Origin of the sequence: Pseudomonas sp. P5_109, from assembly GCF_034009455.1 — a bacterium.
In the GTDB taxonomy this organism is placed as follows: Bacteria; Pseudomonadota; Gammaproteobacteria; order Pseudomonadales; family Pseudomonadaceae; genus Aquipseudomonas.
The window spans coordinates 4,790,099-4,816,040 of sequence record NZ_CP125380.1; the positions used below are offsets into that span (position 1 = coordinate 4,790,099).

At 61.8% G+C, this 25,942-nt stretch carries 30 protein-coding genes; 11 read left to right on the plus strand and 19 right to left on the minus strand.

Annotated elements, in window-relative coordinates:
* The first annotated feature begins 95 nt into the window (after nucleotides 1-95).
* The 3 genes from QMK54_RS21300 (at nucleotide 96) to QMK54_RS21310 (ending at nucleotide 2,760) form a co-directional block, all read left to right on the plus strand.
* The gene (locus tag QMK54_RS21300; RefSeq protein ID WP_007986294.1) at nucleotides 96-1,226 is read left to right on the plus strand and encodes a helix-turn-helix transcriptional regulator; all 1,131 of its coding nucleotides are present in this window, start codon (nucleotides 96-98) and stop codon (nucleotides 1,224-1,226) included.
* An 87-nt stretch (nucleotides 1,227-1,313) separates the two neighbouring features.
* Nucleotides 1,314-1,862 carry an ADP compounds hydrolase NudE gene (nudE, locus tag QMK54_RS21305; RefSeq protein WP_320401291.1) on the plus strand — a complete coding sequence of 183 codons (549 nt, stop codon included), beginning with the start codon at nucleotides 1,314-1,316 and terminating at the stop codon, nucleotides 1,860-1,862.
* Between the two features lie 730 nt (nucleotides 1,863-2,592).
* On the plus strand, nucleotides 2,593-2,760 hold the full coding sequence (locus QMK54_RS21310; RefSeq protein WP_177336459.1) for a hypothetical protein: 168 nt from the start codon (nucleotides 2,593-2,595) through the stop codon (nucleotides 2,758-2,760).
* Nucleotides 2,761-2,825: 65 nt separating this feature from the next.
* On the opposite strand, the gene dmpG is transcribed toward QMK54_RS21310, so the two are convergent.
* The 4 genes from dmpG to QMK54_RS21330 are packed head-to-tail and all read right to left on the minus strand — an operon-like array spanning nucleotide 2,826 to nucleotide 6,419.
* Nucleotides 2,826-3,860: a 4-hydroxy-2-oxovalerate aldolase gene (gene dmpG / locus QMK54_RS21315; RefSeq protein WP_223594393.1), complete on the minus strand. Its 1,035-nt coding sequence runs from the start codon at nucleotides 3,858-3,860 to the stop codon at nucleotides 2,826-2,828.
* Between the two features lie 13 nt (nucleotides 3,861-3,873).
* Nucleotides 3,874-4,782 carry an acetaldehyde dehydrogenase (acetylating) gene (locus QMK54_RS21320; RefSeq protein ID WP_223594397.1) on the minus strand — a complete coding sequence of 303 codons (909 nt, stop codon included), beginning with the start codon at nucleotides 4,780-4,782 and terminating at the stop codon, nucleotides 3,874-3,876.
* Nucleotides 4,783-4,800: 18 nt separating this feature from the next.
* The gene (locus QMK54_RS21325; protein ID WP_223594403.1) at nucleotides 4,801-5,592 is read right to left on the minus strand and encodes a fumarylacetoacetate hydrolase family protein; all 792 of its coding nucleotides are present in this window, start codon (nucleotides 5,590-5,592) and stop codon (nucleotides 4,801-4,803) included.
* Nucleotides 5,589-6,419, minus strand: a complete 831-nt coding sequence (locus QMK54_RS21330; protein ID WP_110662568.1) for an alpha/beta fold hydrolase — start codon at nucleotides 6,417-6,419, stop codon at nucleotides 5,589-5,591. Before QMK54_RS21330 ends, QMK54_RS21325 begins: the two co-directional genes overlap by 4 nt.
* Nucleotides 6,420-6,688: 269 nt before the next feature.
* Between QMK54_RS21330 and QMK54_RS21340 the strand changes: the two genes are divergently transcribed.
* Both QMK54_RS21340 and QMK54_RS21345 read left to right on the plus strand, forming a co-directional pair.
* On the plus strand, nucleotides 6,689-7,465 hold the full coding sequence (locus QMK54_RS21340) for an SDR family oxidoreductase (RefSeq protein WP_223594404.1): 777 nt from the start codon (nucleotides 6,689-6,691) through the stop codon (nucleotides 7,463-7,465).
* A gap of 13 nt (nucleotides 7,466-7,478) precedes the next feature.
* Nucleotides 7,479-7,976, plus strand: a complete 498-nt coding sequence (locus QMK54_RS21345; RefSeq protein WP_223594406.1) for an SRPBCC family protein — start codon at nucleotides 7,479-7,481, stop codon at nucleotides 7,974-7,976.
* A 353-nt stretch (nucleotides 7,977-8,329) separates the two neighbouring features.
* Here the strand turns inward: QMK54_RS21345 and QMK54_RS21350 are convergent, their stop codons facing one another.
* From QMK54_RS21350 to QMK54_RS21395, 10 genes are all read right to left on the minus strand, one after another.
* Nucleotides 8,330-8,764: a nuclear transport factor 2 family protein gene (locus tag QMK54_RS21350; RefSeq protein WP_223594408.1), complete on the minus strand. Its 435-nt coding sequence runs from the start codon at nucleotides 8,762-8,764 to the stop codon at nucleotides 8,330-8,332.
* Nucleotides 8,761-9,150, minus strand: coding sequence for a steroid Delta-isomerase (locus QMK54_RS21355; protein ID WP_110660508.1), 390 nt, complete (start codon nucleotides 9,148-9,150; stop codon nucleotides 8,761-8,763). Before QMK54_RS21355 ends, QMK54_RS21350 begins: the two co-directional genes overlap by 4 nt.
* Nucleotides 9,151-10,353: an acetyl-CoA C-acyltransferase gene (locus QMK54_RS21360; protein WP_110660507.1), complete on the minus strand. Its 1,203-nt coding sequence runs from the start codon at nucleotides 10,351-10,353 to the stop codon at nucleotides 9,151-9,153.
* 29 nt (nucleotides 10,354-10,382) lie between these two features.
* The gene (locus QMK54_RS21365; RefSeq protein ID WP_110660506.1) at nucleotides 10,383-10,841 is read right to left on the minus strand and encodes a MaoC family dehydratase; all 459 of its coding nucleotides are present in this window, start codon (nucleotides 10,839-10,841) and stop codon (nucleotides 10,383-10,385) included.
* A gap of 2 nt (nucleotides 10,842-10,843) precedes the next feature.
* Nucleotides 10,844-11,626, minus strand: coding sequence for an SDR family oxidoreductase (locus QMK54_RS21370; RefSeq protein WP_110660505.1), 783 nt, complete (start codon nucleotides 11,624-11,626; stop codon nucleotides 10,844-10,846).
* Nucleotides 11,627-11,639: 13 nt separating this feature from the next.
* Entirely contained in the window at nucleotides 11,640-12,833 is a 1,194-nt protein-coding gene (locus QMK54_RS21375) for an acyl-CoA dehydrogenase family protein (protein WP_223594409.1), read from the minus strand.
* Nucleotides 12,830-14,002, minus strand: a complete 1,173-nt coding sequence (locus QMK54_RS21380) for an acyl-CoA dehydrogenase family protein (protein ID WP_223594410.1) — start codon at nucleotides 14,000-14,002, stop codon at nucleotides 12,830-12,832. Before QMK54_RS21380 ends, QMK54_RS21375 begins: the two co-directional genes overlap by 4 nt.
* Nucleotides 14,003-14,152: 150 nt before the next feature.
* Nucleotides 14,153-15,562 (minus strand): ArnT family glycosyltransferase, encoded by a 1,410-nt coding sequence (locus tag QMK54_RS21385; RefSeq protein ID WP_223594411.1) that lies wholly within the window; start codon nucleotides 15,560-15,562, stop codon nucleotides 14,153-14,155.
* Between the two features lie 3 nt (nucleotides 15,563-15,565).
* On the minus strand, nucleotides 15,566-15,844 hold the full coding sequence (locus tag QMK54_RS21390; protein WP_110660501.1) for a lipid-A-disaccharide synthase N-terminal domain-containing protein: 279 nt from the start codon (nucleotides 15,842-15,844) through the stop codon (nucleotides 15,566-15,568).
* Nucleotides 15,841-16,581, minus strand: coding sequence for a glycosyltransferase family 2 protein (locus QMK54_RS21395; RefSeq protein ID WP_320401292.1), 741 nt, complete (start codon nucleotides 16,579-16,581; stop codon nucleotides 15,841-15,843). Before QMK54_RS21395 ends, QMK54_RS21390 begins: the two co-directional genes overlap by 4 nt.
* Nucleotides 16,582-16,880: 299 nt before the next feature.
* Between QMK54_RS21395 and QMK54_RS21400 the strand changes: the two genes are divergently transcribed.
* Nucleotides 16,881-17,525: a YceH family protein gene (locus QMK54_RS21400; RefSeq protein WP_104447906.1), complete on the plus strand. Its 645-nt coding sequence runs from the start codon at nucleotides 16,881-16,883 to the stop codon at nucleotides 17,523-17,525.
* Between the two features lie 157 nt (nucleotides 17,526-17,682).
* On the opposite strand, the gene QMK54_RS21405 is transcribed toward QMK54_RS21400, so the two are convergent.
* Together QMK54_RS21405 and QMK54_RS21410 are read right to left on the minus strand one after the other, a co-directional pair.
* Nucleotides 17,683-18,201 (minus strand): cupin domain-containing protein, encoded by a 519-nt coding sequence (locus QMK54_RS21405; RefSeq protein ID WP_320401293.1) that lies wholly within the window; start codon nucleotides 18,199-18,201, stop codon nucleotides 17,683-17,685.
* Between the two features lie 9 nt (nucleotides 18,202-18,210).
* Nucleotides 18,211-19,029, minus strand: a complete 819-nt coding sequence (locus QMK54_RS21410) for a shikimate 5-dehydrogenase (protein ID WP_223594415.1) — start codon at nucleotides 19,027-19,029, stop codon at nucleotides 18,211-18,213.
* 246 nt (nucleotides 19,030-19,275) lie between these two features.
* Here QMK54_RS21410 and QMK54_RS21415 point away from each other — a divergent pair, with 246 nt between their 5' ends.
* The 3 genes from QMK54_RS21415 (at nucleotide 19,276) to QMK54_RS21425 (ending at nucleotide 20,537) form a co-directional block, all read left to right on the plus strand.
* Nucleotides 19,276-19,641, plus strand: coding sequence for a hypothetical protein (locus QMK54_RS21415; RefSeq protein WP_103395354.1), 366 nt, complete (start codon nucleotides 19,276-19,278; stop codon nucleotides 19,639-19,641).
* 394 nt (nucleotides 19,642-20,035) lie between these two features.
* Nucleotides 20,036-20,230, plus strand: a complete 195-nt coding sequence (locus tag QMK54_RS21420) for a hypothetical protein (RefSeq protein WP_008052996.1) — start codon at nucleotides 20,036-20,038, stop codon at nucleotides 20,228-20,230.
* Nucleotides 20,231-20,345: 115 nt separating this feature from the next.
* Nucleotides 20,346-20,537 (plus strand): hypothetical protein, encoded by a 192-nt coding sequence (locus QMK54_RS21425; RefSeq protein WP_223594417.1) that lies wholly within the window; start codon nucleotides 20,346-20,348, stop codon nucleotides 20,535-20,537.
* Here QMK54_RS21425 and QMK54_RS21430 read toward each other — a convergent pair.
* Nucleotides 20,534-21,595: an AI-2E family transporter gene (locus QMK54_RS21430; RefSeq protein WP_110661052.1), complete on the minus strand. Its 1,062-nt coding sequence runs from the start codon at nucleotides 21,593-21,595 to the stop codon at nucleotides 20,534-20,536. The two genes, QMK54_RS21425 and QMK54_RS21430, sit on opposite strands and share 4 nt — an antisense overlap.
* 160 nt (nucleotides 21,596-21,755) lie before the next feature.
* On the opposite strand from QMK54_RS21430, the gene yegQ reads away from it, so the two are divergent.
* Nucleotides 21,756-23,081, plus strand: coding sequence for a tRNA 5-hydroxyuridine modification protein YegQ (yegQ, locus tag QMK54_RS21435; protein WP_320401294.1), 1,326 nt, complete (start codon nucleotides 21,756-21,758; stop codon nucleotides 23,079-23,081).
* A gap of 103 nt (nucleotides 23,082-23,184) precedes the next feature.
* Here yegQ and QMK54_RS21440 read toward each other — a convergent pair whose 3' ends face one another.
* The gene (locus tag QMK54_RS21440; RefSeq protein WP_110661054.1) at nucleotides 23,185-24,048 is read right to left on the minus strand and encodes a LysR family transcriptional regulator; all 864 of its coding nucleotides are present in this window, start codon (nucleotides 24,046-24,048) and stop codon (nucleotides 23,185-23,187) included.
* Between the two features lie 96 nt (nucleotides 24,049-24,144).
* Between QMK54_RS21440 and QMK54_RS21445 the strand changes: the two genes are divergently transcribed.
* Nucleotides 24,145-25,056: a DMT family transporter gene (locus QMK54_RS21445; protein ID WP_223595574.1), complete on the plus strand. Its 912-nt coding sequence runs from the start codon at nucleotides 24,145-24,147 to the stop codon at nucleotides 25,054-25,056.
* Nucleotides 25,057-25,213: 157 nt separating this feature from the next.
* On the opposite strand, the gene QMK54_RS21450 is transcribed toward QMK54_RS21445, so the two are convergent.
* Nucleotides 25,214-25,924: a FadR/GntR family transcriptional regulator gene (locus QMK54_RS21450; protein WP_320401295.1), complete on the minus strand. Its 711-nt coding sequence runs from the start codon at nucleotides 25,922-25,924 to the stop codon at nucleotides 25,214-25,216.
* Nucleotides 25,925-25,942: the final 18 nt, after the last annotated feature.

The following is a 25,942-nucleotide window of genomic DNA, read 5'->3' on the forward strand; positions in this document are numbered from 1 at the left end:
GCCTGTCAGGCCCTGAGCCCGAGCGTTGCAAGGAGTCGATACCGGCGCTTATTCTCGGCCACCGCCAACGCTAATAATAAAAACGGTTTTTCCCTATGCAGCAGAGCCTCAGCCTCGATACGTTCAGTGATTTGATCGGCAACCTCTATCAGGGTCCGCTGGAAAACATTCCCTGGGCCACCTTTCTCAATCAGCTCAACGTACATCTGAACAGCAAGTACGTGACCTTCATCCTGCGCCCGCCCAGCGCCCACGTGGACGGTCTGATGGTCAATACCACCGGCACCTCGACCGAGGCGACCGCGTCGTACAACAAGCACTTTTTCAGCCTGGACCCCTTTGTCGACCTGCCCAACCGCCAGGTCGTGACCCTCGCCGAGTTCGTCTCCAATGACGACTGGCAGAACTCCGAGTTCTACAAGAACTTCCTCGAACCGGTGGACGTGTTCCACATTCTCGGCGCCGACATCAACACGGTCGACGGTGCCCAGTGCCGCATTCGCATCAGCCGCGGGCGTGATGACAAGCCTTTCGGCAATGAAGAAAAGGCCATGCTCACGCATTTCATTCCGCACCTGGAACGTTCGATCAAGATCCACATGCAACTCAACCGCATCGAAGCCGAGCGCAACCTGTACGCTGGCGCCGTGAACCAGATGGCGGTCGGCACGATCATCCTCGACGAGTCCGGCAAGGTGCTGCAGACCAACCAGGTCGCCGACCGGCTGATTCAGGAAAAGGACGGCATCAAGCTGGTCAACGATGGCCTGCAGGTCGGTACGGCGCGCGATACCCAGGAATTCCGTCGACTGGTCAAACAATCGCTGCTGTCGCAAAAGAGCAGCAACCCGTCGGTGGTCGAAGCCCTGCGCGTGCAGCGGCCATCCGGCAAAGCGGACCTGGGGATCATCGTGCGCTCGGTGCCATTGACCGACTGGAGCGAAGGCAAGCAGTGCCCGACCGTGGTGATTTTCATCAGTGACCCGGAACAACAGTCCACCGCACCGCAGGAGATCGTTCGCGCCCTGTTCGACTTCACCCCGGCGGAGACCCAGCTGGCGATGTTGCTGGCCAACGGCCTGACCCTCGACGAGGCTTCGGAAGAGCTGGGCATCAGCCGCAACACCTCGCGAGCCCACCTGCGTTCGACCTTCTCCAAGACCGGCGTGACCCGCCAGACCATGCTGGTGCGCCTGATCCTGCGCAGCGTGGCGACTCTCGGCTAACCCTCATTGCCGCCCTCGTCCGCTCGGACGATGGCGGCGCCCGTTGTACAGCGCACAGTGAGTTAATCCCAAACAGGGGACTACCCCATGCGCAACTGCCCAACCATCCTCAAGACTGAACTGCTGGCGCAAAGCGGCCACTTTCAGATCGAAGCCCTGCACCTGCAATTCAGCAACGGCCAGCAGCGGGTCTACGAACGCCTGCGCGGCACCGGTTATCGCTCGGTGATGCTGGTGGCGATGCCTGATCCAGAGCATGTGCTGCTGGTGCGCGAATACGCGGTCGGTGTGGAAAAAACCATCCTCGGCCTGCCCAAGGGCGGCGCGGAGCCCGATGAAGACTACTTGCAGGCAGCGCAGCGCGAGCTGAGCGAAGAAGTCGGCATGCGCGCCGAACGCCTCACCGAACTGGGCGAGCTGACCCTGGCACCGGGGCACTTGTGCCACCGCTACCGGGTGGTGTTGGCCGAACAACTGAGCCCCTGCCAACTGCAAGGCGACGAACCCGAACCCCTGGAATGCCTGCGGGTACCCCTGGCACAAATCCCCGAACTGGTAGCCCGCGGCGAACTCCATGAAGCCCGGGCCATTGCCGCGCTGTTCATGGCCATGGGCGCCCTCTCCCGACGCGGCTGACGTGTGGGCTTGCTCGCGAAGAGGTCGGCACAGCCAACATCTCCATCACCTGACACTCCGCCATCGCTGGCAAGCCAGCTCCTACAGGGGACTGCCGCCAGCCACAAATCCCGGGATCGCCCAACATCCTTGTGGGAGCGGGCTTGCTCGCGAAGAGGCCGGCACAGCCAACATCTCCATCGCCTGACACTCCGCCATCGCTGGCAAGCCAGCTCCTACAGGGGACTGCCGCCAGCCACAAATCCCGGGATCGCCCAACATCCTTGTGGGAGCGGGCTTGCTCGCGAAGAGGTCGGCACAGCCAACATCTCCATCACCTGACACTCCGCCATCGCTGGCAAGCCAGCTCCTACAGGGGACTGCCGCCAGCCACAAATCCCGGGATCGCCCAACATCCTTGTGGGAGCGGGCTTGCTCGCGAAGAGGCCGGCACAGCCAACATCTCCATCGCCTGACACTCCACCATCGCTGGCAAGCCAGCTCCTACAGGGGACTGCCGCCAGGCACAAATCCCGGGATCGCCCAACATCCTTGTGGGAGCGGGCTTGCTCGCGAAGAGGCCGGTACAGCCGACATTTACTTCGCCTGACACTCCGCCATCGCTGGCAAGCCAGCGTCTACAGGGGGCGGGACAGCTTCAAATCGATCACCTAGTCCATTCGGACGAAGCCACTCGCTAACTACCGCAATAACCTGTCTCTACAACAATAAAACCGTGTCGAGACCCATCATGCGCAAATCTACTTGTGCTCTGTTCATCATCCTCTGTGCCGGTGCTTCCACCAGTCTGTGCCAACTGTTCAAGAATGAAGCCTACCGACCGACCACGGCCTACTTCAGCTGTTCGAGCACGGCGATCAATTGCTATCCACCCGTGGTGCGCAATCTGTTGCCTTGAGCACGGTTTCCACCGGCCATAAAAAAACCACCGAATCATCGGTGGTTTTTTCGTTGCCGCAGTAATCAGGTCGGCAGTACACCCCTGGCTCGCGACAGAGTCAGCGCCAGGTCTTCAATCATGTCCTCCTGGCCACCCACGGTTCCGCGCCGCCCCAACTCCACCAGCAGCTCACGCGCCGCAATACCGTACTTCTGCTCCGCCCGCTTGGCGAACAACAGGAACGAACTGTAAACCCCAGCATAACCCAACGTCAGGGCATCACGATCCAGGCGGATCGGCTGGTCCATCATCGGTACCACCAGGTCTTCGGCCACGTCCATGATCTTGTACAGGTCGACGCCGCTGTTGACACCCATGCGTTCCAGCACCGCGACGAACACTTCCAGCGGCGTGTTGCCCGCCCCTGCGCCCAGGCCCGCAACCGAACCATCGATGCGCGCAGCACCGGCCTCGATCGCGGCCAGGGAGTTGGCGATGGCCATGCCCATGTTGTGGTGACCGTGGAAACCGACTTCAGTCCCGGCATTCAACCCGGCGCGCAGGGCACCGATCTTTTGCGTCACTTCATCAGGCAGCATGTAGCCCGCCGAGTCGGTGCAGTAGATGCAATTGGCGCCGTAGCTTTCCATCAGGCGTGCCTGCTCCAGCAGTTTCTCCGGGCTGACCATGTGCGCCATCATCAGGAAGCCGACGGTGTCCAGGCCCATCTTCGCCGACATGCCGATATGCTGCCCGGACACGTCCGCCTCGGTGCAGTGAGTGGCCACGCGAATGGTCGAGACGCCGTGCTCATGGGCCATTCTCAGGTGATCGAGGGTGCCGATCCCCGGCAACAACAGGGCCGAGACCTTGGCCTGTTTCATCTGCGGGATCACCGCAGCGAAATATTCCTCGTCGCTGTGGGCCGGGAAACCGTAGTTAAGCGACGCCCCGCCGAGGCCATCGCCATGGGTGATTTCGATTAGCGGCACGCCGGCCGCATCGAGGCCGGTGGCCACCGAGACCATTTGTTCGATACTGATCTGGTGCTGTTTGGCGTGCATGCCGTCACGCAGGCTCATGTCGTGCAGACGGACGCTCTTACCTTGCAAATTCATCGGGATTCTCCACTCAACGGACGGGCAGTTGCAGGGTGCCCTTGTGGGCTTCTTCGGCGAACATCTCGGCCGTGCGCAAACCGGCGGCGGTCATGATGTCGAGGTTGCCGGCGGACTTGGGCAGGAAATCGCCGAGGCCTTCGACCTCGATGAAGATCGACACCTTGCGCCCGTCGAACACCGGCCCGTTGATCAGCTTGTAGCCCGGCACATAACGCTGGACTTCGCGGACCATCTCCAGCACCGAGGTGCGGATTGCGTCCTGGTTCGGTTCGTCATCGGTCAGGCAGTGGATGGTGTCGCGCATCATCAGCGGCGGCTCGGCCGGGTTGATCACGATGATTGCCTTGCCGCGTCGGGCGCCGCCGATCTTCTCCACCGCTCCAGCCGTGGTGCGGGTGAATTCATCGATGTTCTGCCGCGTGCCCGGGCCGACCGAACCGGAGGACACCGTCGCGACGATTTCGCCGTAGCCCACCGGTTGTACCCGCGACACTGCCGCCACCATCGGGATGGTCGCCTGGCCACCGCAAGTAACCATGTTGACGTTCATCGCCAGGCTCGAGGCGTGCTCCTTGAGGTTGACCGGCGGCACGCAGTACGGGCCGATGGCCGCCGGCGTGAGGTCGATCATGATCACCCCCAGTTCGTTGAGCTTGCGGCTGTTTTCCGCATGCACGTAAGCCGAGGTGGCATCGAAGGCGATGCGAATGTCATCGTCGAGCACGTGCGGCAGCAAGCCGTCGACACCACCGGCGGTGGTTTTGATGCCCATTTCGCGGGCACGCTTCAGGCCTTCGGATTCAGGGTCGACGCCGACCATCCACACCGGTTCGATCCATTCCGATCGGCACATTTTCATCAGCAGATCGGTGCCGATGTTGCCCGGGCCGATAATGGCCGCTCTGAGTTTTTTGCTCATGGGGTCAAACTCCAAAAGTCAGGCGCAGAAAGACACCCGGGCACTGCCCAGGCCGTCGATAGTCAGCGAAAAAAGGTCGCCGGCACGGGCCGGTTCCAGCGGTACCAGGGAGCCGGACAGGATGATTTCCCCGGCTTTGAACGGAATGCCGAAGGCGCCCAGGGTGTTGGCCAGCCAGGCCACCGCCGTCAACGGATTGCCCTGCACCGCCGAACCCAGGCCTTCACTCAGCGGCTCACCGTTCTTGAACACGCGCATGCGCAAGTTCGGCAGGTCCAGCTCACGGGGATCGACCTTGCTGTCGCCCAACACGAATACACCGCAGGAGGCGTTGTCAGCGACCGTGTCCTGGATGCGGATGCGCCAGTCGTGAATCCGCGAATCGACGATTTCGAAGCACGGCATCACGTACTCGGTGGCGGCCAGCACGTCGGCCTCGGTGATGCCGGGGCCGACCAGATCATGCTTGAGCTTGAAGGCGATCTCGCCCTCGGCCCGGGGCTGAATCAACTTGTTCGCCGACAGGGAAATCCGCGCATCGTCATCGAACGACATCTGCCGCGTGATGAAGCCGAAATCCGGCTGATGCACGTTGAGCATCTGCTGGACCGCCGCCGAGGTGACGCCGATTTTCTTGCCGACGATCTGGTCACCGGCCGCCACCCGACGCTCAATGGCGTACAGGGAAATGTGATAGGCGTCTTCGATGCTGATCGACGGCCAGCGCTCGGTCAGCGGCGCCAGGGTGGAGCCGCTGAGCAGCGCCTGATAAAGCTCTTCGCCGAACTCACGGCGCAATTGCACGCTCATCCGCGGGCCTCCTGAAAAAATGCCAGGCACTGGCGGTTGAACAGATCACGGTGCTCGACCTGCACCCAATGCCCGCACTCGCTGAGCATCACGAAACGGATGCTGGTGCAGTTTTCAAGCATGGTCTGGGCACCGGAGGACGGGCAGAACTTGTCGTTCATGCCCCAGAAGCCGAGGATCGGGCACTGCAGTTCGGCCAGGCGCGACGTCATGTTCGGCACCTGCATGGTCGACAGCACACACACCGGTTGCTGTTGCACCACGGCAACGCGCTCGTTGACCGTTTCGTCGCTGATCAGGGTTTCGTCGAACAGTTGCAGGGCCAGCAGGCGACGCATGCCCGCCGCATCGTTCAGCTCACCCTTGGCGAAGGCCGCGCCCATTTTCTGGATGCCTTCCATCTGCAGGTAATACTGTTCTTTCTCCATCAGGCCACCGGGCGCCATCAGCACCAGACGGCTGACACGCTGCGGTTGGTCGAGGGCCAGTTTGATCGCGATCGCACCGCCCAGGGAGTTGCCGACCAGCACGCAGCGCTGGATGTCCAGGGCGTCGAGCAGACCGCTCAGCGCGGCAACGAAAAAGTCCAGGGTGTAGAGGGTGTCGGGTTTGTCCGAAGCGCCGTAGCCCGGCAAGTCCGGGACGATGACTCGATAGCCGGCTTCGGCAAACTCCGGGTAGTTCTGCTTGAAGTTACTGTGACCGCTGGCGCCCGGCCCGCTGCCATGGATGAAAATCACCGGCTCGCCATTGCCACCGGTGTCTTTATAGTGCAGCTGCAAACCATCCGGCAGCGTAACGAAGTGCCCTTGCGCTGAAGCGCCCATAAGGTGTCCTCCCGGCCTGTTGTTGTACCCGGATTATTCCGAGGGGCCGGGCGCACAACATCGTCCGACAGGACTACACCCCTGTAGGAGCGAGCCTGCTCGCGATGGTCGTCAACGATGACGCTGGATGCCTGACACCCCGCGGTGTTCTCAGGTCCATCGCGAGCAAGCTCGCTCCTACAAAGTCTCTAGTCTCATCGGACGTTGGATTACAGGGACCACAGACCTAGCATCAACGGCATTCCCGAGCGACAAAAAAGAGAATTCCCATGCTTGATCCTATGGACTTTCGCGGCAAAGTGGTACTGGTCACCGGCGGTGGCAAAGGCGTCGGGCGTGGCATCAGCCAGCGCTTTCTCGAATGCGGCGCCGAGGTGGTGATCTGCGGTCGCGAAGCCCCACAGACCTTGCCTGCCAGCGGTGGGCGCGAGGCGTTGTTCGTGGCCTGTGACCTGCGCGATGTCGAACAATCCGCAGGCCTGATCGCACAGATCGTCGAGCGCTTCGGCCGCCTCGACGTGCTGGTCAACAACGCCGGAGGCTCGCCGAACGCCGATGCCGCCACGGCCTCGCCGCGCTTCAGCGAAGCGATCATCCGCCTGAACCTGATCGCGCCCCTGAACCTGTGCCAGCAAGCCAATCAGGTGATGCAAGCCCAGGCCGACGGCGGTGCGATCATCAACATCTGCAGCGTCAGCGCCACCCGCCCTTCCCCCGGCACCGCAGCCTATGGCGCGGCCAAGGCCGGGCTGTTGAACCTGACCACTTCACTGGCGGTGGAATGGGCGCCGAAGGTGCGGGTCAACGCCGTGACCGCCGGACTGATTCTCACCGAGCAGGCGGCCATGCATTATGGTGACGATGCCGGTATTGCCCGGGTGGCGGCGACCATCCCGCTGCAACGCCTGGCGACCCCGGAGGACATTGGCGACACCTGCCTGTACCTGGCCTCGAAGCTGGCCCGTTACGTCAGCGGCGCGGATATCGCGGTGCACGGTGCCGGCGAACGCCCGGCGTTTCTCGATGCAGCCCAATCCCATTCATGACAGGAGCCCCGACATGTCCGCAATTGCCAGCCACAGCGTACGACTTGAGCTGTCTCCTCAGGTGGCGTGGGCCAAACTGCGCGACCTGAGCCTGGCCCCGCACTATGTGCCGGGGCTCACCGGTTGCCATTTTCACCCCGGTGCACACGAAGGCGTTGGCGCCAGTCGCCGAGTGCTGCGCAAAGGTGGCCAGTTTTTGGATGAAAGCGTGATGCAATGGCAGGAAGGCACCGGCTTCGAATTGCTTTTACATAAAGGCACCAATGGCTCGCCCTTCCCGTTTCGCGAAGCCACGTTCAGCTATGCCTTGCAGCCCGAAGGCAATGCGACCCGCATCACCCTGCAAATGCGCTACAGCCTGCGCGGTGGCAGGCTGATGGAATTACTTTTGGGAAAAGCCTTCAACAAAGTCGTGCGGCAGATCGCCGAGAACCTCAAGGCCTACTACGAAACCGGCCGGACACAGAATCCGGATATGACGTTGAGCACCTCCAGCATAGATGTCGTTTGACACACCGCCATCGCTGGCAAGCCAGCGCCTACAGGGGATTGCCGCCAAGCACAAATCCCGGGGTCGCCCAATAATCCTGTGGGTGGTTGCAAATACCGGGGTCACCACAAAACCTGTAGGAGCTGGCTTGCCAGCGATGAAGCCGGCACATCCAACATCAATATTGCCCGACACGCCGCCTTCGCGAGCAAGCCCGCTCCCACAGGGGATTGTGGGTGGTTGCAAATACCGGGGTCACCACAAAACCTGTAGGAGCTGGCTTGCCAGCGATGAGGCCGGAACATCCAGCCTCAATGTCGCCTGACACGCCGCCATCACTGGCAAGCCAGCGCCTACAGGGATTGCGGCGGTCGTCAGGAACGCGCCACTTCCGAGTGAGCGGTAAAACGGGTGGCGACGATCTTCCATTGACCGGCAACACGCTGGTAACGGTCCTGATAGAACCCACCCAGCTGCCGCGTCGCCCCGTTCTCGCCATCCAGATTGAAATACCACAAGGCCCAACGGCCCTGGGCCTGGTCCTCGTTCAGCACCTCGATTTCCGGATTGGCACCATGATGCAGATCGATCACCCGTTCATGGCAAGCCAGTTCGCGGTACAGCGCGACAAAACTGTCGCGCTCACGAAAGATCCCCAACGGCCCGTAATCGATCAGCACTTCACCTTCGGCAAAGCAGTCGGCAATCACCTCGACCTGCTTGAGGTCGCAGGCGTTGAGGTAACGATGCTTGAGCTGGCGGATGTCCTCCAGCGCCTCCAGGCGGGCGATACGCTGTTCCAGATTCATGCCGCACCTCGCGCGGTCACGTTGACCTCACTCCAGAAGGCTTTCATCGAGCGGATCTGGCCGTCGACATTGAACTCCATCACGTCGATCACATGCAGCGAGCACGGTTGCCCGCCCCACTCCATGTCGACCCGGAACGGCATCGCGCCGCAACCGTTGAGCGTCGCGCGCACCGGCCCGGTCTGGGTCGCCGAGACGTTCATCGCCCCCAGTCCTTCACGGTAAAAACGCGCGATGGCGTCGATGCCCTGCAATGGCGCCTGGCCGACCGGGTCTTCAACGGTGGCGTCTTTGGCGTAGAGCGCTAGGATGCCGTCGATATCGCCGGCATCCACCAGTTCCACATAACGCGCCATGGTCGCCTGGATTTGTTGTGCGCTGATCATTCAGACCACCTCGAACAAGGCTGCCGCGCCCATGCCGCCACCGATGCACATGCTCACCACCACGTAACGCAAGCCGCGACGCTGGCCTTCAACCAGCGCATGGCCGACCATGCGCGCCCCGGACATGCCGAACGGATGGCCGATGGAAATCGCCCCGCCGTTGACGTTCAGGCGCTCGGCCGGAATGCCCAGGGTGTCGCGGCAGTACAGCACCTGACAGGCGAACGCTTCGTTCAACTCCCAGAGGCCGATGTGGTCCATGGTCAGGCCGTGGCGCTTGAGCAGCTTGGGAATGGCGTAGATCGGGCCGATGCCCATCTCGTCGGAGTTGCAGCCGGCGACCGCCATGCCGCGATAGATCCCCAGCGGTTCAAGGCCACGTTTCTCGGCCATTTTCGCGCTCATCAACACCGAGGCCGACGCACCGTCGGACAACTGCGAGGCATTGCCGGCGGTGATGAAACGCCCCTTTTCGCTCCACTGACCACCCGGCCATACCGGCTCCAGCGCCTTCAGGCTTTGGAGGGTGGTGTCGATGCGGTTGCACTCGTCGCGCAGCAAGGTGACGGTTTCATAACGGGTTTCGCCGGTGGCCTTGTCGAACAGTGCCTTGCGGCTGGCCAGCGGCGCCAGCTCACGGTCGAAGCGCCCGGCACTTTGGGCCTGTGCGGTACGCAGCTGGCTCTGGTAGCTGTATTCGTCCTGCTCGTCGCGGGTAATGCCGTAGCGCGCGGAGACGATCTCGGCGGTTTCGATCATCGGGATATAGGCGTGCGGGTCCAGCTCGATCACCGAACCCGACTGGTTGCGATAGAGATTCTTGTGTTTGTTCTGCACCAGGGAAATCGACTCCAGGCCACCGGCCACGGCGATGTCGATTTCGTCGCACATGATGCCCTTGGCGGCCATGGCGATACTCATCAGGCCCGACGAGCACTGGCGCTCGACGGCCATCCCGGCAACCGATGCCGGCAGGCCGCCGGCAATCGCGCAAAGGCGCCCCAGGTTATAGGACTGCGTACCCTGTTGCGCGGCGGCGCCAATGATCACGTCGTCCACTTCACCTGGCTCGATGCCGGCGCGGCGCACGGCTTCGCGTACCACATGGCCGCCCAGTTGCGGGGCTTCGGTGTCGTTGAAGGCACCGCGAAAGGCCTTGCCGATCGGGGTACGGGCGGTCGAAACGATGACGGCTTCTTTCATGCTGGAATCCTCGAAAATGCTGTTGAAGGTCAGGCCGGGTAATAGCGACTGATGGTGTCGACCACGCAGCCGGGGCGTTCCTCGCCGTCGATTTCGACGCTGACGCGGATGGTCGCCTGCACGCCGCCCTTCACCTCCTCGACCGCGATCAGTTGCGCACTGCCACGCACCCGCGAACCGACGCGCACCACCGAAGGAAAGCGCACCCGCTCGCAGCCGTAATTGACGCCCATGGCCAGGCCACGGACCTCGACGATCTGCGGCAAAAACAGGTTCACCAGCGACAGGCTCAGGTAACCATGGGCAATGCAGGCGCCAAACGGGCCGCTGGCGGCCTTGAGCGGATCGACGTGAATCCACTGGTGATCGCCAGTGGCATCGGCGAATTGGTCGATGCGGTCCTGCTCCAGCAGCAGCCAGTCGCTGGCGCCGAGTGATTCGCCAACGGCCTCGAACAAGGCCATCGGCGTGTCGAAAATACGTGGCATGGTCACGCCCTCTGGCTGGACACCGACAACACTTCGCCGGTCATGTAGGAGCTGTAGTCGCTGGCCAGGAACATCATCACGTTGGCCACTTCCCAGACTTCGGCAGCGCGGCCGAACGCTTCGTTGGCGGCGAGTTGATCGAGTACCGCCTGGGGCGCGGATTTGCGCAGGAAATCGTGCAGGGCAATGCTCGGGCTGACCGCATTGACGCGGATGCCGTAGTCGGCGGCCTCGACCGCTGCGCAGCGGGTCAGGGCCATGACCCCGGCCTTGGCGGCGGCGTAGTGCGCCTGTTCCTTCTGTGCACGCCAGCCCAGCACCGAGGCGTTGTTGACGATCACCCCGGCACGGCGCTCCATCATTTTCGGCAGCATGGCGCGGGTCATGCGCATGGTGCCGGTGAGCGTCACATCGATGACCCGATTCCACTCTTCGTCGGCCATGTCCACCAGCAAGCGCGAGCCGCCAAGCCCGGCGTTGTTGATCAACACATCGACGCCTTGCAGGTCGCGCTCGGCGCAGGCAACCAGTTGCTGCACCTGGGCTTCGTCGGCGACATTGCAGACCTGGCCGAAGACTTGTTGCAGCCCGGTGGTTTCGCGGATTTTCAGCACCGCCTCGGCCAACCGGCCTTCATGGATATCGCTGATCATCAGCGCGCGGCAACCTTCCTCGGCAGCACGCACAGCAGCGGAAAAACCGATCCCGGCCCCCGCCGCCGCGGTGATCAACACCGACTTGCCACGCAGCAGGCCGCGACCTTCAACATATTGAGGTACAGACATGAACTCTCTCCTTTCAGGCGCGCGGACGCGGCTCTTTGGGCATGCCCAGGGCACGCTCGGCGATGATGTTGCGCTGGATTTCGTTGCTGCCGCCGTACAGGGTGTCGGCGCGGCTGAACAGGTACAGCGACTGCAAACGGGTCAACTGATAAGGCCCGGCTTCGAGCAGTTCCGCCTCGGCGCCGAGAACATCCATTGCCAACTTGCCGAGGCTGGCGTGCCAGGTCGACCAGAACAATTTGTAGATGGTCGCCTCTTTGCGCAGCGAACCGTCCTGGCTACCCGAGAGCATGCGCAGCGAGTTGTAGCGCATGATCCGCAGCCCGCTCCAGGCTTCGGCCAGGCGCTGGCGCAGGATCGGGTCGCGGTCGGCGCCATTGGTCTTGGCGATGGCGATGATTTCGTTGAGTTCGTTCTGGAACTGCATCTGCTGGCCAAGAGTCGACACGCCCCGCTCAAAGCCGAGCAGCGCCATGGCGATCTTCCAGCCTTCGCCCGGCGCGCCGATGATGTTGGCGGCGTCGGTGCGGGCATCGTCGAAAAACACTTCGTTGAATTCCGAGGTGCCGGTCAGTTGCTCGATCGGTCGTACGGTAATTTCCGCCTGGGCCATCGGCACCAGCAGGAACGACAGGCCACGATGGCCGACGCTGCCCGGCTCGGTGCGGGCGATGACAAAGCACCAATCCGATTCGTGGGCCAGGGAAGTCCAGACTTTTTGCCCGTTGATCAGCCATTGGCCGGTCGCTTCATCCAGCGTCGCACGGGTCTTGACGTTGGCCAGGTCGGAACCGGCGCCCGGCTCGGAATAGCCCTGGCACCAGAACGACGTACCGCTGACGATCCCCGGCAAAAAGCGCTGTTGCTGTTCGAGCGTGCCGAACGCGGCAATGGTCGGCCCGGCCAGGCCTTCGCCGATATGGCCCATGCGACCGGGGCCGCCAGCGCGGGCATATTCCTCGTGGAAAATAACTTGCTGGGTGATCGACAGGCCACGCCCGCCATGCTCCGGCGCCCAGCCGACGCAGGTCCAGCCGCCTTCGGCGAGTTTGCGTTCCCAGGCTTTGCGTTCCTCGGGAAACATGTGCTCATCGCCTGGACCGCCGCGAAAACGCAGGGCCTCGAACTCACCGCAAAGGTTGGCACTCATCCAGTCGGCGACTTCCTGGCGGAAGCGTTCGTCCTGCTCGCTAAAACTGATTTTCATGGCTGCTCTCCAAGAATCACCGAAGCAATGCGCTCGCGATGCCAGGCCGGTAGCCCGAGGAAACTCTCGCTGGCGCGGGCGCGCTTGAAGTAGAGGTGCGGGTCGTATTCCCAGGTGAAACCGACGCCACCGTGCAACTGGATCGATTCGGACGCGCAGGAGAAATAGGTCTCGGAGCACTGCGCCTTGGCCAGCGCCGCCGCTAGCGGCAGTTCGGCCGCGACCTGCGGATCACCCTGCGGGTCGAGGACTTCCTGGGCCACGCAGGCGGCGTAGTAACTGGCCGAACGCGCGCATTCGACTTGCAGCATCATGTCGGCGGCCCGGTGTTTGAGGGCCTGGAAACTGGCAATCGGGCGACCGAACTGCTGGCGCTCCTGCATGTAGGCCACGCTGAGGTCGAGTACCTGCTGCGCACCGCCGGTCTGCTCGGCGGCCAGGCCGATGCAGGCCAGTTGCAGGACCCGCTCAAGGTGCGACCAGCCGTTGCCGAATTCACCCAGCAGGCAGTCGGCTTCGAGGTACAGGCCCTTGAGCTGGATCCGCGCCTGGCGCCGGGTCTGGTCCATGGTCGGCAGCATCTGCCGCTCGATGCCGGCCCGCTCCGCGCTCACGGCAAACAGGCTGATGCCCTTTTCGCCAGTGCTTGCGGGTTGCCGCGCGGCAATGATCAACAGGTCAGCGCCATGGCCATCGAGCACATGCTTGAGGGTGCCCTCGAGGACAAAGCCGTCGCCCTCGGCCACCACCGTTGCCTGGACGTCGTCGGCGGACCAGCCATTGGCACTGCTGAACGCCAGGGTCGCGGTCACGCTGCCGTCGGCGATCGACGGCAACCAGCGCTGCTTCTGTTCTTCATTCGCGGCCAGCAACAGTGCGGGCGTGGCCATGCAGGCGGTGGCGAAAAACGGTGAGCACAGCAAACGCCGGCCCATCTGTTCCAGCAGGATCGTCAGCTCGACAAAGCCGAGGCCCAGGCCGCCGTAGGTTTCGGGGATATGAATGGCCGGCCAGTACATTTCCTGGCACAGACGCTGCCAGAGGGCTTCGTCGAAACCCCGTTCGCTGACCATCGCCGCGCGCACCGCGGCGGAATCCGAGACATCGGCGAGGAAACCCTCGGCCGATGCGCGGATCATTTCCTGTTCGTCGCTGAATGCAAACTCCATCGCGGCGCCTTCTGCTCGTTTGGCGGGGCGCGCGTGGCGCAACACCCCTTTGAGCATGAAGTTTGGCGCCGCCCGGACGCGGCAGAATCGTTAGCCCTGCCTAGTCCGAACGGGTGATGTGCTGGCGCCTGTGTTCGCCGGCGAAGCCGATCAGCGGCAGTCTCCGCCCATGCGCACCAGCAGCGCTGAACGGTGCGGCTTGAGGTACGGGTTGACTTCACCGACCTGGCACGACGCCAGGTTTTGCAGTTCCGGTGCGAGGGGTTCTTGCACAAACAGCAACCCCGCCGGACGGGACTCTGATTGCAACTGCGCCACCGTCAGCGGCGCCACCGGCCGGCCCATGTAGTAGACCAGGCGGATATCCGGCTCACCGAGGGTATAAGCCTTCTGCCCCGGCTGCCCATCGGCCAGCGTGGCCACCTGCTCAAGACCACCGAACCGGTGCGACAAAACCCGTGCTTCGACGAACATGTAGAACACCACGAACCCGGCCAGCATCACGTAGGGCACAACGGCCAGGACCGTGCGCCAGCGCCCCTTCAGATCATCGAGCAGCGCCGACCAGTGCATCGCCAGCAGTAACGCCAAGGACGGATAAACCGGCAACAGGTACTTGCCATGCTTTTCAGTGAACAGGGAAAACACCAGCAGCGGCAACAGGCTGCAGCACAGCAACATGCCGGCCTCGCGGCGCGAGCGGATCATTGCCCAGAACTTGCGTGGCTGCACAAACACGATCAGCCAGAACGGGAAGAAATCACCGGCCAGGTACAGCAGGTAGGCGTACCAGGCCTCGGCGCCCTGCCCGTCGATCTTCTTCACGATGTCTTCGCTGATGATCGAGGCCCAGATGCCCCAGCCCTGACTCATCGACACCGCCACGTACCAGGAACTGCCCAGCACTACGGCGATCAGCCAGCCCCAACCGTCGCACAGGTAAGCCTTGGCCCGGGCGTCGCGGTAGATCAGGGCATAGGCCAGGATCGGTGCCGTCACCCACAACAGGCAAACAGGTCCTTTGGTCAGCAGGGCGCAGCCTAAAAGTACGTAGCTCAGCCGACTCCACAAAGCCCGGCCTTGCAGGAAAATGAACTGCCAGGCCGCCAGCAGTGCGCCGAAGCACAGCAGGGTCAACAGCATCTCGATTTCCGAGCGCCGTGCGAACAGGCTGAAGGCACCGTTTGCGGCCAGGAACACCACGGCGAACAAACCGACCTGCCGCCCCGCCTGCCGAACGCCGTACAGATAGGTGCCAACGCAGCACAAGGCGGCAGCCAGCGCCGAAGGCAGGCGCACGCTCCACTCGGACAAGCTGCCCAGCACCGCGGTCGAAACCAGGCCGGCCCAATAGAAAAACGGCGGCTTGGACAAGTACAAGTCGCCGTTCATATAAGGCAGCAGCCAACTCCCTGCCTCGCGCATTTCGCGCACGGTCACGGCGCGGCGGGCCTCGTTGACACTGAGGAATGGCACGCTGCCCAGTCCCCAGAAAAACAGCAACGCAACCGCGATAACCACGAGCAACGTAATATTTCGGGTCGATAACGATCCGCGCATGACCTACTCCTTCAGGCTTTTGCTTTTGGCGATCAACTGCAGGTTGCGAAAATAGACCAGGGAGCCAAAGGCCTGCCCGGCGATGAACACAGGATCTTCGCGGTAAATGGCGTAGGCCAGCAGCAAGGTGCTGCCGACGATGCTCAGGTACCAGAAGCTCACCGGGATTACGCTGCGTTTCTTGTACTCGCTGTACAGCCACTGCAAGACGAAACGCCCGGTGAAGGCGATCTGGCCGACAAAACCGACGATCAGCCACAAGGCTTCGCGGGAGAGATTCATCCTTCGATCTCCTGGGCAATGGTGTTCAGGCGCGTGCGCTTGATCAGCCACCAGACACCGAACAAATCGAGAATGCCGACCAGCGCGCGGTCGAGGTTGCCGTACTTCGACACCCCGGCCGTACGTGGCCGGTGGTTGACCGGGTGGACGATCATGCGCCCGTTATGGCGCTGGATCAGCGCCGGAATGTAGCGATGCATGTGATCGAAATACGGCAGGCGCAAGAACGCCGCGCGCTCGATCAGCTTCAGGCCGCAACCGGTGTCCGGGGTGGCGTCCTTGAGCAAGCGCCGACGCAGGTTGTTGGCGAACCGCGAGGCGTAGCGTTTGCTCGCGGTGTCGCGGCGATTGACCCGGTGCCCGGCGACCAGTTGCACATCGACCTTGCCCGGTTCGCCGCGCACCAGCGCGAGCATGCCGGGGATGTCCGCCGGGTCGTTCTGGCCGTCGCCATCGAGGGTCGCCAGCCACTGCCCACGGGCTTCACGGGCGGCGTGGTACAGCGAAGTGCTCTGCCCCAGCGAACGTTCGTGATGGAGGATGCGCAGGGTGTTCAAGCCGTTTTGGCGAATCTGCCGCAGTTCATGCAGGGTCGCGTCGGTGCTGCCATCGTCGACCACGATGATTTCGTACGACTCAGCGGCCAGCGCCACACTTATTTCTTCAAGCAATGGCTTGAGGTTGTTCGCTTCGTTCTTGGCGGGAATCAGTACGGATACAAAAATGTCTTGGTTCATGGAGTCTCTCGCCTTTATTGGATTTCTTTTATCAGAGGCGAATGAAGGTGTAGTACACCGGCCGACTCGATGCAGGGTTCAGCTTTTCAGGGCGCTGGTGCCAACGAAATTCAGTCAATACAGCCGCGCTCGCGCGGCACGCATACGGTGCCCGGCCAATTGTAAAAATGGCGTTAACATTTCATGCGCTTTTTGTCCTTTCGCGCGGTGGAGCAACGAATTCGGTTGCCATTGGCGCCTGCCAATCTAAAGTGCATCCACGCGAGAGAAAATCATGAACCGGGTAAGGACGCACAACCATGAGCACTGAACAAGAGACGACCTTCGACGAGCCGCGGCTCAACAGTACGGAAATCCGCATTCTGGGTTCGTTGATCGAGAAAAAGGCCACCAGCCCGGAAACCTATCCCCTGACCCTCAATGCCCTGGTGATTGCCTGCAACCAGAAAACCAGCCGCGAACCTGTGATGAACCTGACGCCGGGCCAGGTCGGCCAGAGCCTGCGCGCGCTCGAAGGACGCGGCTTCACCAGGCTGGTGATGGGCAGCCGTGCCGACCGCTGGGAACACAAGGTCGACAAGGCCCTGGAACTGGTGCCGGCGCAGGTGATCCTGACCGGGCTGATGTTTTTGCGCGGCCCGCAGACCGTCAATGAACTGCTGACCCGCAGCGGCCGCATGCATGAGTTCGAAGACGCCGAACAGGTCGTGCATCAACTCGAACGCCTGATTGCCCGGGGCCTGGCGGTGCTGATTCCACGTCAGGCCGGCCAGCGCGAAGACCGCTATACCCACGCCTTGGGCGACCCGGCGGATATCGAAGCGATCATGGCCGCGCGGCAAAACCCGTCCGAACGCGGTAGCAGTGGGGTTTCGGTTGAACGCATCGAAGAGCTGGAAGCACGGATTGCGGCGCTGGAAGAAAGGCTGGCTCGGCTGGAATAGCCTGGATGTTTGCCTGGCACAAAACCTGTAGGCGCGAGCTTATGTGGCGAGGGGGCTTGCCCCCGTTGGGTCGCGAAGCGGCCCCAAAAAATGGGACTGCTGCGCAGTCCAACGGGGGCAAGCCCCCTCGCCACAAAGTAACCGCCATCCTGTACCGCTACTCGCCGTCCCAGTAATCCACCCCATCCTCTTGCCGGGCCACCGCAACAAAGCCTGACGCATTACCCTCGGCATCGACCTTGAAGTCATCCATCACGGCATATTTGCCGGAGTCCGGGTACTCACAGATCTCCGGCGATTTCTGGGTGCTGACGGCCAGGTAGCGCAACTCGCCGTTGCTGGTATTGATGATCTGATGGGCCTTTTCAGGCCCGCCCGGTGGACAGGCGATCACATCACCGGCGCGGATTGGAAAGCGTTCGGCCCCCAGGCGAACCTCCCCTTCCCCGGCCACGACGTAGAACATTTCCTCATTGACCCGATGGCTGTGAAACGGGCTGCCACGCATGCCCGGCTCCAGCACATACAGGCGATAACCCAGCTTTTGCGCCCCCAGTTGCTGACCGACACGGGCCAGGCGCTGCTGATAGCGACCGGCGGTTTCACCGGTCGGCGCAAACGCTTCGGGCAGCGGTTCAAGCTCGACCGAGTTCAAATTGAGAATGGGGGGATGCATGGCCACCTCCTAGCTGCGGGCAAATGCCACGGCCTTGTGGAATTGCTCATCCGTCGGCCGCACTCCGGTATAGAGCACAAATTGCTCCAGCGCCTGGATCGCGATCACTTCCAGCCCGGTGATGACCCGTTTGCCTTCGGCACGAGCACGCACGATCAATGGTGTTTCCGAGGGAATCGCCACCACATCGAACACAGTTTGCGCTTTTTCGATCACGTCAGGCGCAAAGGCCAGTTGCTCTGCCTCCGGCCCTCCCGTCATGCCGATCGGCGTGACGTTGACCAGCATCTGCGGGCGACGACTCCCCAGCTCCAGCTGCCACTCATACCCCAATGACTGCGCCAGCGCCTGCCCGGCGCGCTCGTTACGGGCCACGATCAGGCCGTTTTCGTAGCCGCCATCGCGCAAGGCGCTCGCCACGGCCTTGGCCATGCCGCCGCTGCCGCGCAGGGCAAAGGTCGAGTCCCTGGGCACCTGGTGTTTTTCCAACAACTGGGCAACGGCGATGTAATCGGTGTTGTAGGCCTTGAGATGACCCTCGGTGTTGACGATGGTGTTGATCGATTGAATGGCGGCGGCAGAGGCGTCGAGTTCATCCACCAGGGCAATGCAGGCTTCCTTGAACGGCATCGACACGCCACAGCCACGAATCCGCAGGGCGCGAATGCCGGCAACGGCGCCCGTCAGGTCCTGGCTGGCAAAGGCCTTGTAGTAAAAATTCAGGCCCAGTTGTTCATACAGATGATTGTGAAAACGCAGACCAAAGTTCCCGGGACGCCCTGAGAGGGACATGCACAGTTGGGTGTCTTTGTTGGGGTTCATCTGCATGGGAAAGCTCCTTCAAATGCACTTTTCGGATGGACGGGATTAGCCCTCCATCGGGTTCTGATCGATCATATAAGCCTGATTACATGGGCTTACACAGGTCGGTAAGAAAGTCGGTACAGACCTTACACAAAATTTACCCAACGGCCGTGCCGATTTTCAAAAAAACGCTGTCTTAGAAGTATCCCCGCGACAATCCCTGGGTCTATCGCAGACACAGGCGCCGGGTTGAAGAACCGAGGAACTATCATGATCCGTAAAATCCCCACAGTAGCCTTGCTGATCGGCGCCCTCGCTATCGCAGGACAGGCGCAAGCCCATGGTGGTGGTAATTACTGGCAGGGCCCAGCGGTGTTTGGCGCAATCGTCGGTACTGCCATTGTTGGCTCGGCTCTGATCAACGCCAACCGCCCGGTCTATGTCGCGCCGCAACCGGTCTACGCAGCACCGCCTCCGGTTTATTACGCACCACCGCCGCCGGTCTACTACCAGCCGGCCCCGGTCTACGTGCAACAACCGATCTACTACCGCCCGGCGCCGGTGTACTACGGACCACCCCGTGGCTACTACGGTCCGCCGCGCGGCTACTACGGCCCTCACTACGGCCGCTGGTAAGAACTCATATAGCCCCGCTGATACAGCGGGGCTTTTTTTCGGGCTTTCATTGGTTCAAAGGCCACGCAATCTCCTGTAGGAGCCGGCTTGCTGGCGATGGTCGTTAACGATAACGCGTGTGATCCAGATAAACGCGGTGTGTTTGAGTCCCTCGCCAGCAAGCCGGCTCCTACAGGGTTTGCCTGAAGAATGTTTTTTTATGCCGTCTGTCGGTACAGGTCTGGATAAATCTCGCCAAGGTCGCTATCGGGACAGTGCGCGTGGCGAAAATTGGCAAGATGGACTCGACCGGTTTTCTGCCGTGCGGCATTAAACGGTCATATTTTTGTCATGACAGTTGCGCAAGCTCGCTGCTGTCCGTCGAAAACAGGTTGATAACAACAAGGACGACCACATGCCAACGCAGAACCCGCACCGCATCGTCGGTCTGTGCACCTCCAGCAAGGTCTACAACGCACTGACCGAACTCAAGCACCTGGAAGGTCATCGCAGCGCCAAGTTTCTCTCGCTGCTGACGCAAAGCCTGGTGCGCAAGGGCCTGCTCAACGAGCAGGAAGTGGTTCATATGCTCGATCAGGTGGTCAGCTGACCGACCAACGGTCGTTTGCCCCCGCTGGCATCAATGACCACTATTGAGAGCGTTAATTACCCCTCACGGCACCCGGACCTTAAAGTAGCTCCACAGATTGATGGAGGTACTTGTCATGTCCAAGGTTCAGATCATGTCCGTTATCGGCAGCGCCGTCCCTGCACAGCTCAGGGAGTTGGGCATGCTTGCTTGCTGGTACCTGGTGCAGGACGGTGTGCAGATCAGCGGTCCGCTCACCTCGCTGCCCGCCGCCCAGGAACTGTCGCAACGCCTCGGCACCGGCCAGCCTGGCCGACTGAGCGCCTAAGGCAGCTGCACCCGCGGTTTGGTTTCAATGAAAATGGCCCAGCTCGACATGAACAGGGCCGCGATCAACGGCCCGATGACAAAACCGTTCAGCCCGAAAATCGCCAGGCCGCCGAGGGTCGAGACCAGGATCATGTAATCCGGCATCCTGGTGTCCTTGCCCACCAGCAATGGCCTGAGCAGGTTGTCCACCAGCCCGATCACGAACACGCCGAACAATCCCAGTACCACGCCCTGCCAGATCGCCCCGGTCAGCAGGAAAAACGCCGCCACCGGCACCCAGACTATTCCCGCCCCCACCGCCGGCAGCAGCGACAGAAACGCCATCAACACCGCCCAGAGCAATACGCTGTGGATGTCCAGAAACCAGAACATCAGACCGCCCAGCGCGCCTTGCGTAATGGCCACCAACAGGTTGCCTTTCACCGTAGCCCGCACCACACGATTGAACTTGAGCTGCAAACGGCGTTTCTGCTGTTCCTGCAACGGCACCGCTGTGCGCACCTTGCGCGCCAGCTCCGCACCGTCGCGCAGGAAGAAGAACAGCAGGTACAGCATGATGAAAAAACTGACGACGAACTCGAAGGTGCCCTGGCCAAAAATGAACGCCTGAGCGGCCAGGTCCTGACCGCCGGTCATCGCGCTTTTGACGATTTTCTCCCGTAGCCCATTCAACTCGCCCATGCCGAAGCGATCCAGCAGGTGCTGGAAATACGGCGGCAGGCTGTGCTTGAACTGCGACACGTACCCGGCAATGTCGAGCTCGCCGCTCTCGATGCTTTTGTAGAGCGTCACACCCTCCTGAACCAGCAAGGCGCTGATGATGATCACCGGCAGAATCGCAATCACCAGGCAAATGCTCAATGTGCACAGCGACGTGAGGTTGCGTTGCCAGCCAAACTTCAGTTGCAACCGGGTTTGCAGCGGCGCAAAGAGGATGCCGAGGATCACCGCCCAGAACACCGCGCCGTAAAACGGCAGCAGGATCCAGATGAAGGCGGCGCTCACCAGCACCAGCAAAACCGTCAGCGATCTGTCTTGCAGGGTCGTTTCTTTCATGTCCGGTCCGTGCCAGCGAGGGCGAAAAACTTCCGCCCTGATGTTTAGTCCGCTACGGCTCGCGCGAGTGCCATGGCTTTGTTGAACAAACATGGATCCAGGTCAATAAACCCTCGCCACCGACGATTTACCCTGTGCGGCTTTTGCGACCGACACCGCCATGACCCTCTCCGTGCCAGAACTGCTCGCCCCCGCCGGCACCCTGAAAAACATGCGTTATGCCTTCGCCTACGGCGCCGATGCCGTGTACGCCGGCCAGCCGCGCTACAGCCTGCGGGTGCGCAACAACGAATTCGACCATGCCAACCTGGCCCTCGGCATTCGCGAAGCCCAGGCCCGGGGCAAGCGCTTTTACGTGGTGGTGAACATCGCGCCGCACAACGCCAAGCTCAAGACCTTCCTCAAGGACCTTGAACCGGTGATCGCCATGGCCCCGGATGCGCTGATCATGTCCGACCCCGGCCTGATCATGCTGGTGCGCCGGCACTACCCGCAGATGCCGATCCATCTTTCGGTACAGGCCAATACGGTGAACTGGGCGAGTGTCGAATTCTGGCAGCAACAAGGCCTGAGCCGGATCATCCTGTCGCGGGAGTTGTCGCTGGAAGAGATTGCCGAGATTCGCGAGCAGGTGCCCGCCATGGAACTGGAAGTGTTCGTGCATGGCGCGTTGTGCATGGCCTACTCCGGGCGCTGCCTGCTGTCGGGCTACATGAACCGGCGCGATGCCAATCAGGGCAGTTGCACCAACGCTTGCCGCTGGAAATATTCGGCGCAACCGGCCATGGAAAACCAGCTCGGCGAAATCGTCCAGTCATTCGACCCCGAGCCGACCCTGGGCATTGGTGCGCCCACCGATCAGGTGTTCCTGTTGCAGGAAGCCAATCGTCCCGACGAACAGATGCCGGCCTTCGAAGACGAACACGGCACTTACATCATGAACGCCAAGGACCTGCGCGCCGTGCAGCACGTCGAGCGCCTGACGCACATGGGCGTGCACTCGCTGAAAATCGAAGGCCGGACCAAATCGCACTTTTATTGCGCGCGAACCACCCAGGTGTATCGCCGCGCCATCGACGACGCGGTGGCGGGCCGGGCCTTCGACCGCGGCCTGATGACCGACCTGGAATCCCTCGCCCAGCGCGGCTACACCGAAGGTTTTCTGCGCCGGCATGTGCATGACGAATACCAGTACTACCAGAACGGCAGCTCGGTGTCGGAGCGGCAACAGTTTGTCGGCGAACTGACCGGCCAGCGCCGGGATCGCCTGGCCGAGGTCAAGGTGAAAAACCGCTTCGGCCTGGGCGACCACATGGAGCTGATGACGCCCAAGGGCAACTTCCACTTCGACCTGCATCAGTTACAAAACGCCAAGGGTAAAGCGATCGAGGTTGCACCGGGGGATGGGCATACGGTGTATTTGCCGATACCGGATGCGGTGGATTTAGGTTTTGGCCTGCTAATGCGAGATATCAACATGCCGTAACCCCTGTGGGAGCGGGCTTGCTCGCGAAGGGGGCGGCACATTCAACAACAATGTCGCCTGACTCTCCGTCATCGCTGGCAAGCCAGCTCCTACAAGTTCTGCGTTAGGCAAACTCTTCGTGGAGCATCGCCACAAACGCCTCTCGCGCCGGGTGCACCCCCGCGTTTTCGTGCCAGTAAAACAGGCTCTCGATGGCCGTCAGTTCGGGAAACTCAAACGCCACGCACCCGGCGCCCTTGGCGTATTGATCGAACACCCCTTTCGTCACCAGCGCCACGCCGGCCCCGGCGCTGACGCAACCGACAATCGCACCATAGCTGGCCAGGCTGACAATCGGCAGCGCCAACCCATTGCGCAATAACCAATGCTCCATCGCCGCCCGGTACGGACAGCCCTGTGGCCAAAGGAACATCGTCTTGTCCTGCAGGTCCGTCACGTCGCGCAGCGGTCCGAGGGAGGTCGAGGCAATCAACAGCAACTCTTCGCGGTACATCGGCGTGCGCTTGAGGTGCGAACGCTCGACGTCGACCGCAACGATTGCACCGTCGAGCTTGTGATTGAGCGTGTCGTCGAGCAACTGGGCCCAGGTGCCGGTGGTCAGCTCCAGCGCCACCTGAGGGAAACGCTTGTGGAATTTCGCCAGCAGACGCGGCAAGCGCCCCGTGGCCGACGACTCGATGGCGCCGATGCGCAACGGGCCGGAGGGTTCGGCGCAAGGGTCGAGCGCACGCTTGGCCTCGGCGGTGAGGGCAAGAATTTTCGAGGCGTAGGCCAGGAACGTCTGCCCCGACGGGCTGATGCGCAGCCCTCGGCCCTCACGCAGAAACAACGCGACACCCAGTTCGGCCTCCAGGGCCTTGATCCGTGCCGTGATGTTCGACGGCACGCAATGCAGCACCTCAGCCGCGCGGGCGATGCTGCCGACGTCGGCCACGGTCTTGAACATGCGAATCTGTGCCAGCTCCATACATCACCTAGAGTGAACGATCTACGCATTATAAGTCAGTTGTGGAGAACGATGCGCTTTCTGATACTCGGTGCATCCACCTACAGGTGCACCACCATGACGCCGCTCACCCCCTCCCCCGTTTCACCCTGGAAAATCATCCTGGCCATGGCGTTTGTCGTGGCGTGCTGGGGTTATTCCCCGACCGGCATCCATATCGGCTTGCAGGCCTACGACCCGGTGCATCTGGCGCTGCTGCGCTTCCTGCTGGCCTCCGTATTCATGGCCGTGGTCGCGTTAATCAAGGGCATACGCCTGCCGAGCCTGCGCGATCTGCCGCTGATGTTCGGCCTGGGTTTCTTTGCCGTAAGCCTGCACCACGTGGCGATCAACTTCGGGCAGCAGGGTGTCAGCGCTGGCGCTTCGAGCGTCCTGGCCCAGACCACGCCGCTGTTCAGCACATTGATTGCGCGCTTCGTGTTCAAGGATCGGGTGAGCCTGTGGCGCTGGGGTTGTGTGCTGCTCGGGTTGTTGGGTGTGGTGATTGTGGTGGCGGGCGATCATGGCCTGGGCAGTATTGATGCCCACGGTTTGCTCATCCTGCTGGCGGCGGTGTCCTGGAGTCTCTATTTTGCCCTGCAAAAGCATCACACCGGGCGTTACGACGGGCTGACGCTGGTGTGTTACACGGTGTGGTCCGGGACGGTGTTGTTGCTGGTTTTCTTGCCCGGCATGGTGGATCAAGTCGCCCAGGCACCGATGCGCGTGCAACTCGCGGTGATCGCCCTGGGGATTTTCCCCAGTGCCCTCGCGTACCTGGCCTGGGCCTATGTGCTGGCGCATGTGGACCTGAGCCGGGCGACGATGACGCTGTACCTGACGCCACCGACGGCGATGGTGATTGCGTCCTATGCGCTTGGCGAACGGCCGACATTGATGATCGTGGTCGGCGGGTTGGTGGTGTTGGCGAGTGTGCTGGCGTTGAATCTGGAGCGGCGGGCTGTGGTTGTTCAAGTTGCTCGGGTCTGATCCATGCTGTTTGTTGCCTGGACTGACGCCTTCGCGAGCAAGCCCGCTCCCACAGGGGTTATATGTATGCCGTTGTGCTTGAGTACGACTCAAAACCTGTGGGAGCGGGCTTGCTCGCGAAGAACGATGACTCGGTGTCACAGAAAAACAGACAAATTCAGCTAGCCGAAAACCGGTCACGGCTGTTAGTCAGATGCAACCACATCGCCGCCCGCGCCGCGTCCGGGTCCTGGCGCTTGATGGCATTGAGGATCGCCTCGTGCTCCAGGTTGGCCAACTGGCCGAGCTTGCTCAAGTCCACTGCGCCACGCTCGGCGGCATTGACCCGGGTGCGCGGAATCATCGCATTGCCCAGGTGCTGCATGATCTCGGTGAAACACAGGTTGCCGGTGGCTTCGGCGATCAGCAGATGAAAACGCCGGTCCGCTTCGACACAGCTGTCGTTGTTGGCCAGCAGGCTTTGATAGTCATCCAGTGCTTCACGCATCTGCGCCAATTGCAGATCGCTGCGGCGCGTTGCCGCCAGCGCCGCCGCCTGGGTTTCCAGGCCCATACGCAACTCCAGAATGCTGCGCACCCCCAACGCGGTATCGACATTCAGCCGCAGCCCCTGCTCCGGCGCGCGCTCGATCACAAACGTGCCGATGCCATGGCGAGTTTCCACCAGCCCCGAGGCCTGCAACTTGGAGATCGCCTCGCGCACCACCGTGCGACTGACCCCGTGTTCCTGAACGATGGTGTTCTCCGACGGCAGCTTGTCGCCGGGCAGCATCTGGCCGAGCAGGATGCGCTGGGTCAGTTTCTCTACCAGGTCATGGGCCAGGTTATGGCTGCGCTTGCGAGCAGGTGCTTCGAGGTGTTCTTGCATGAGGGTGTCCGCAAATCA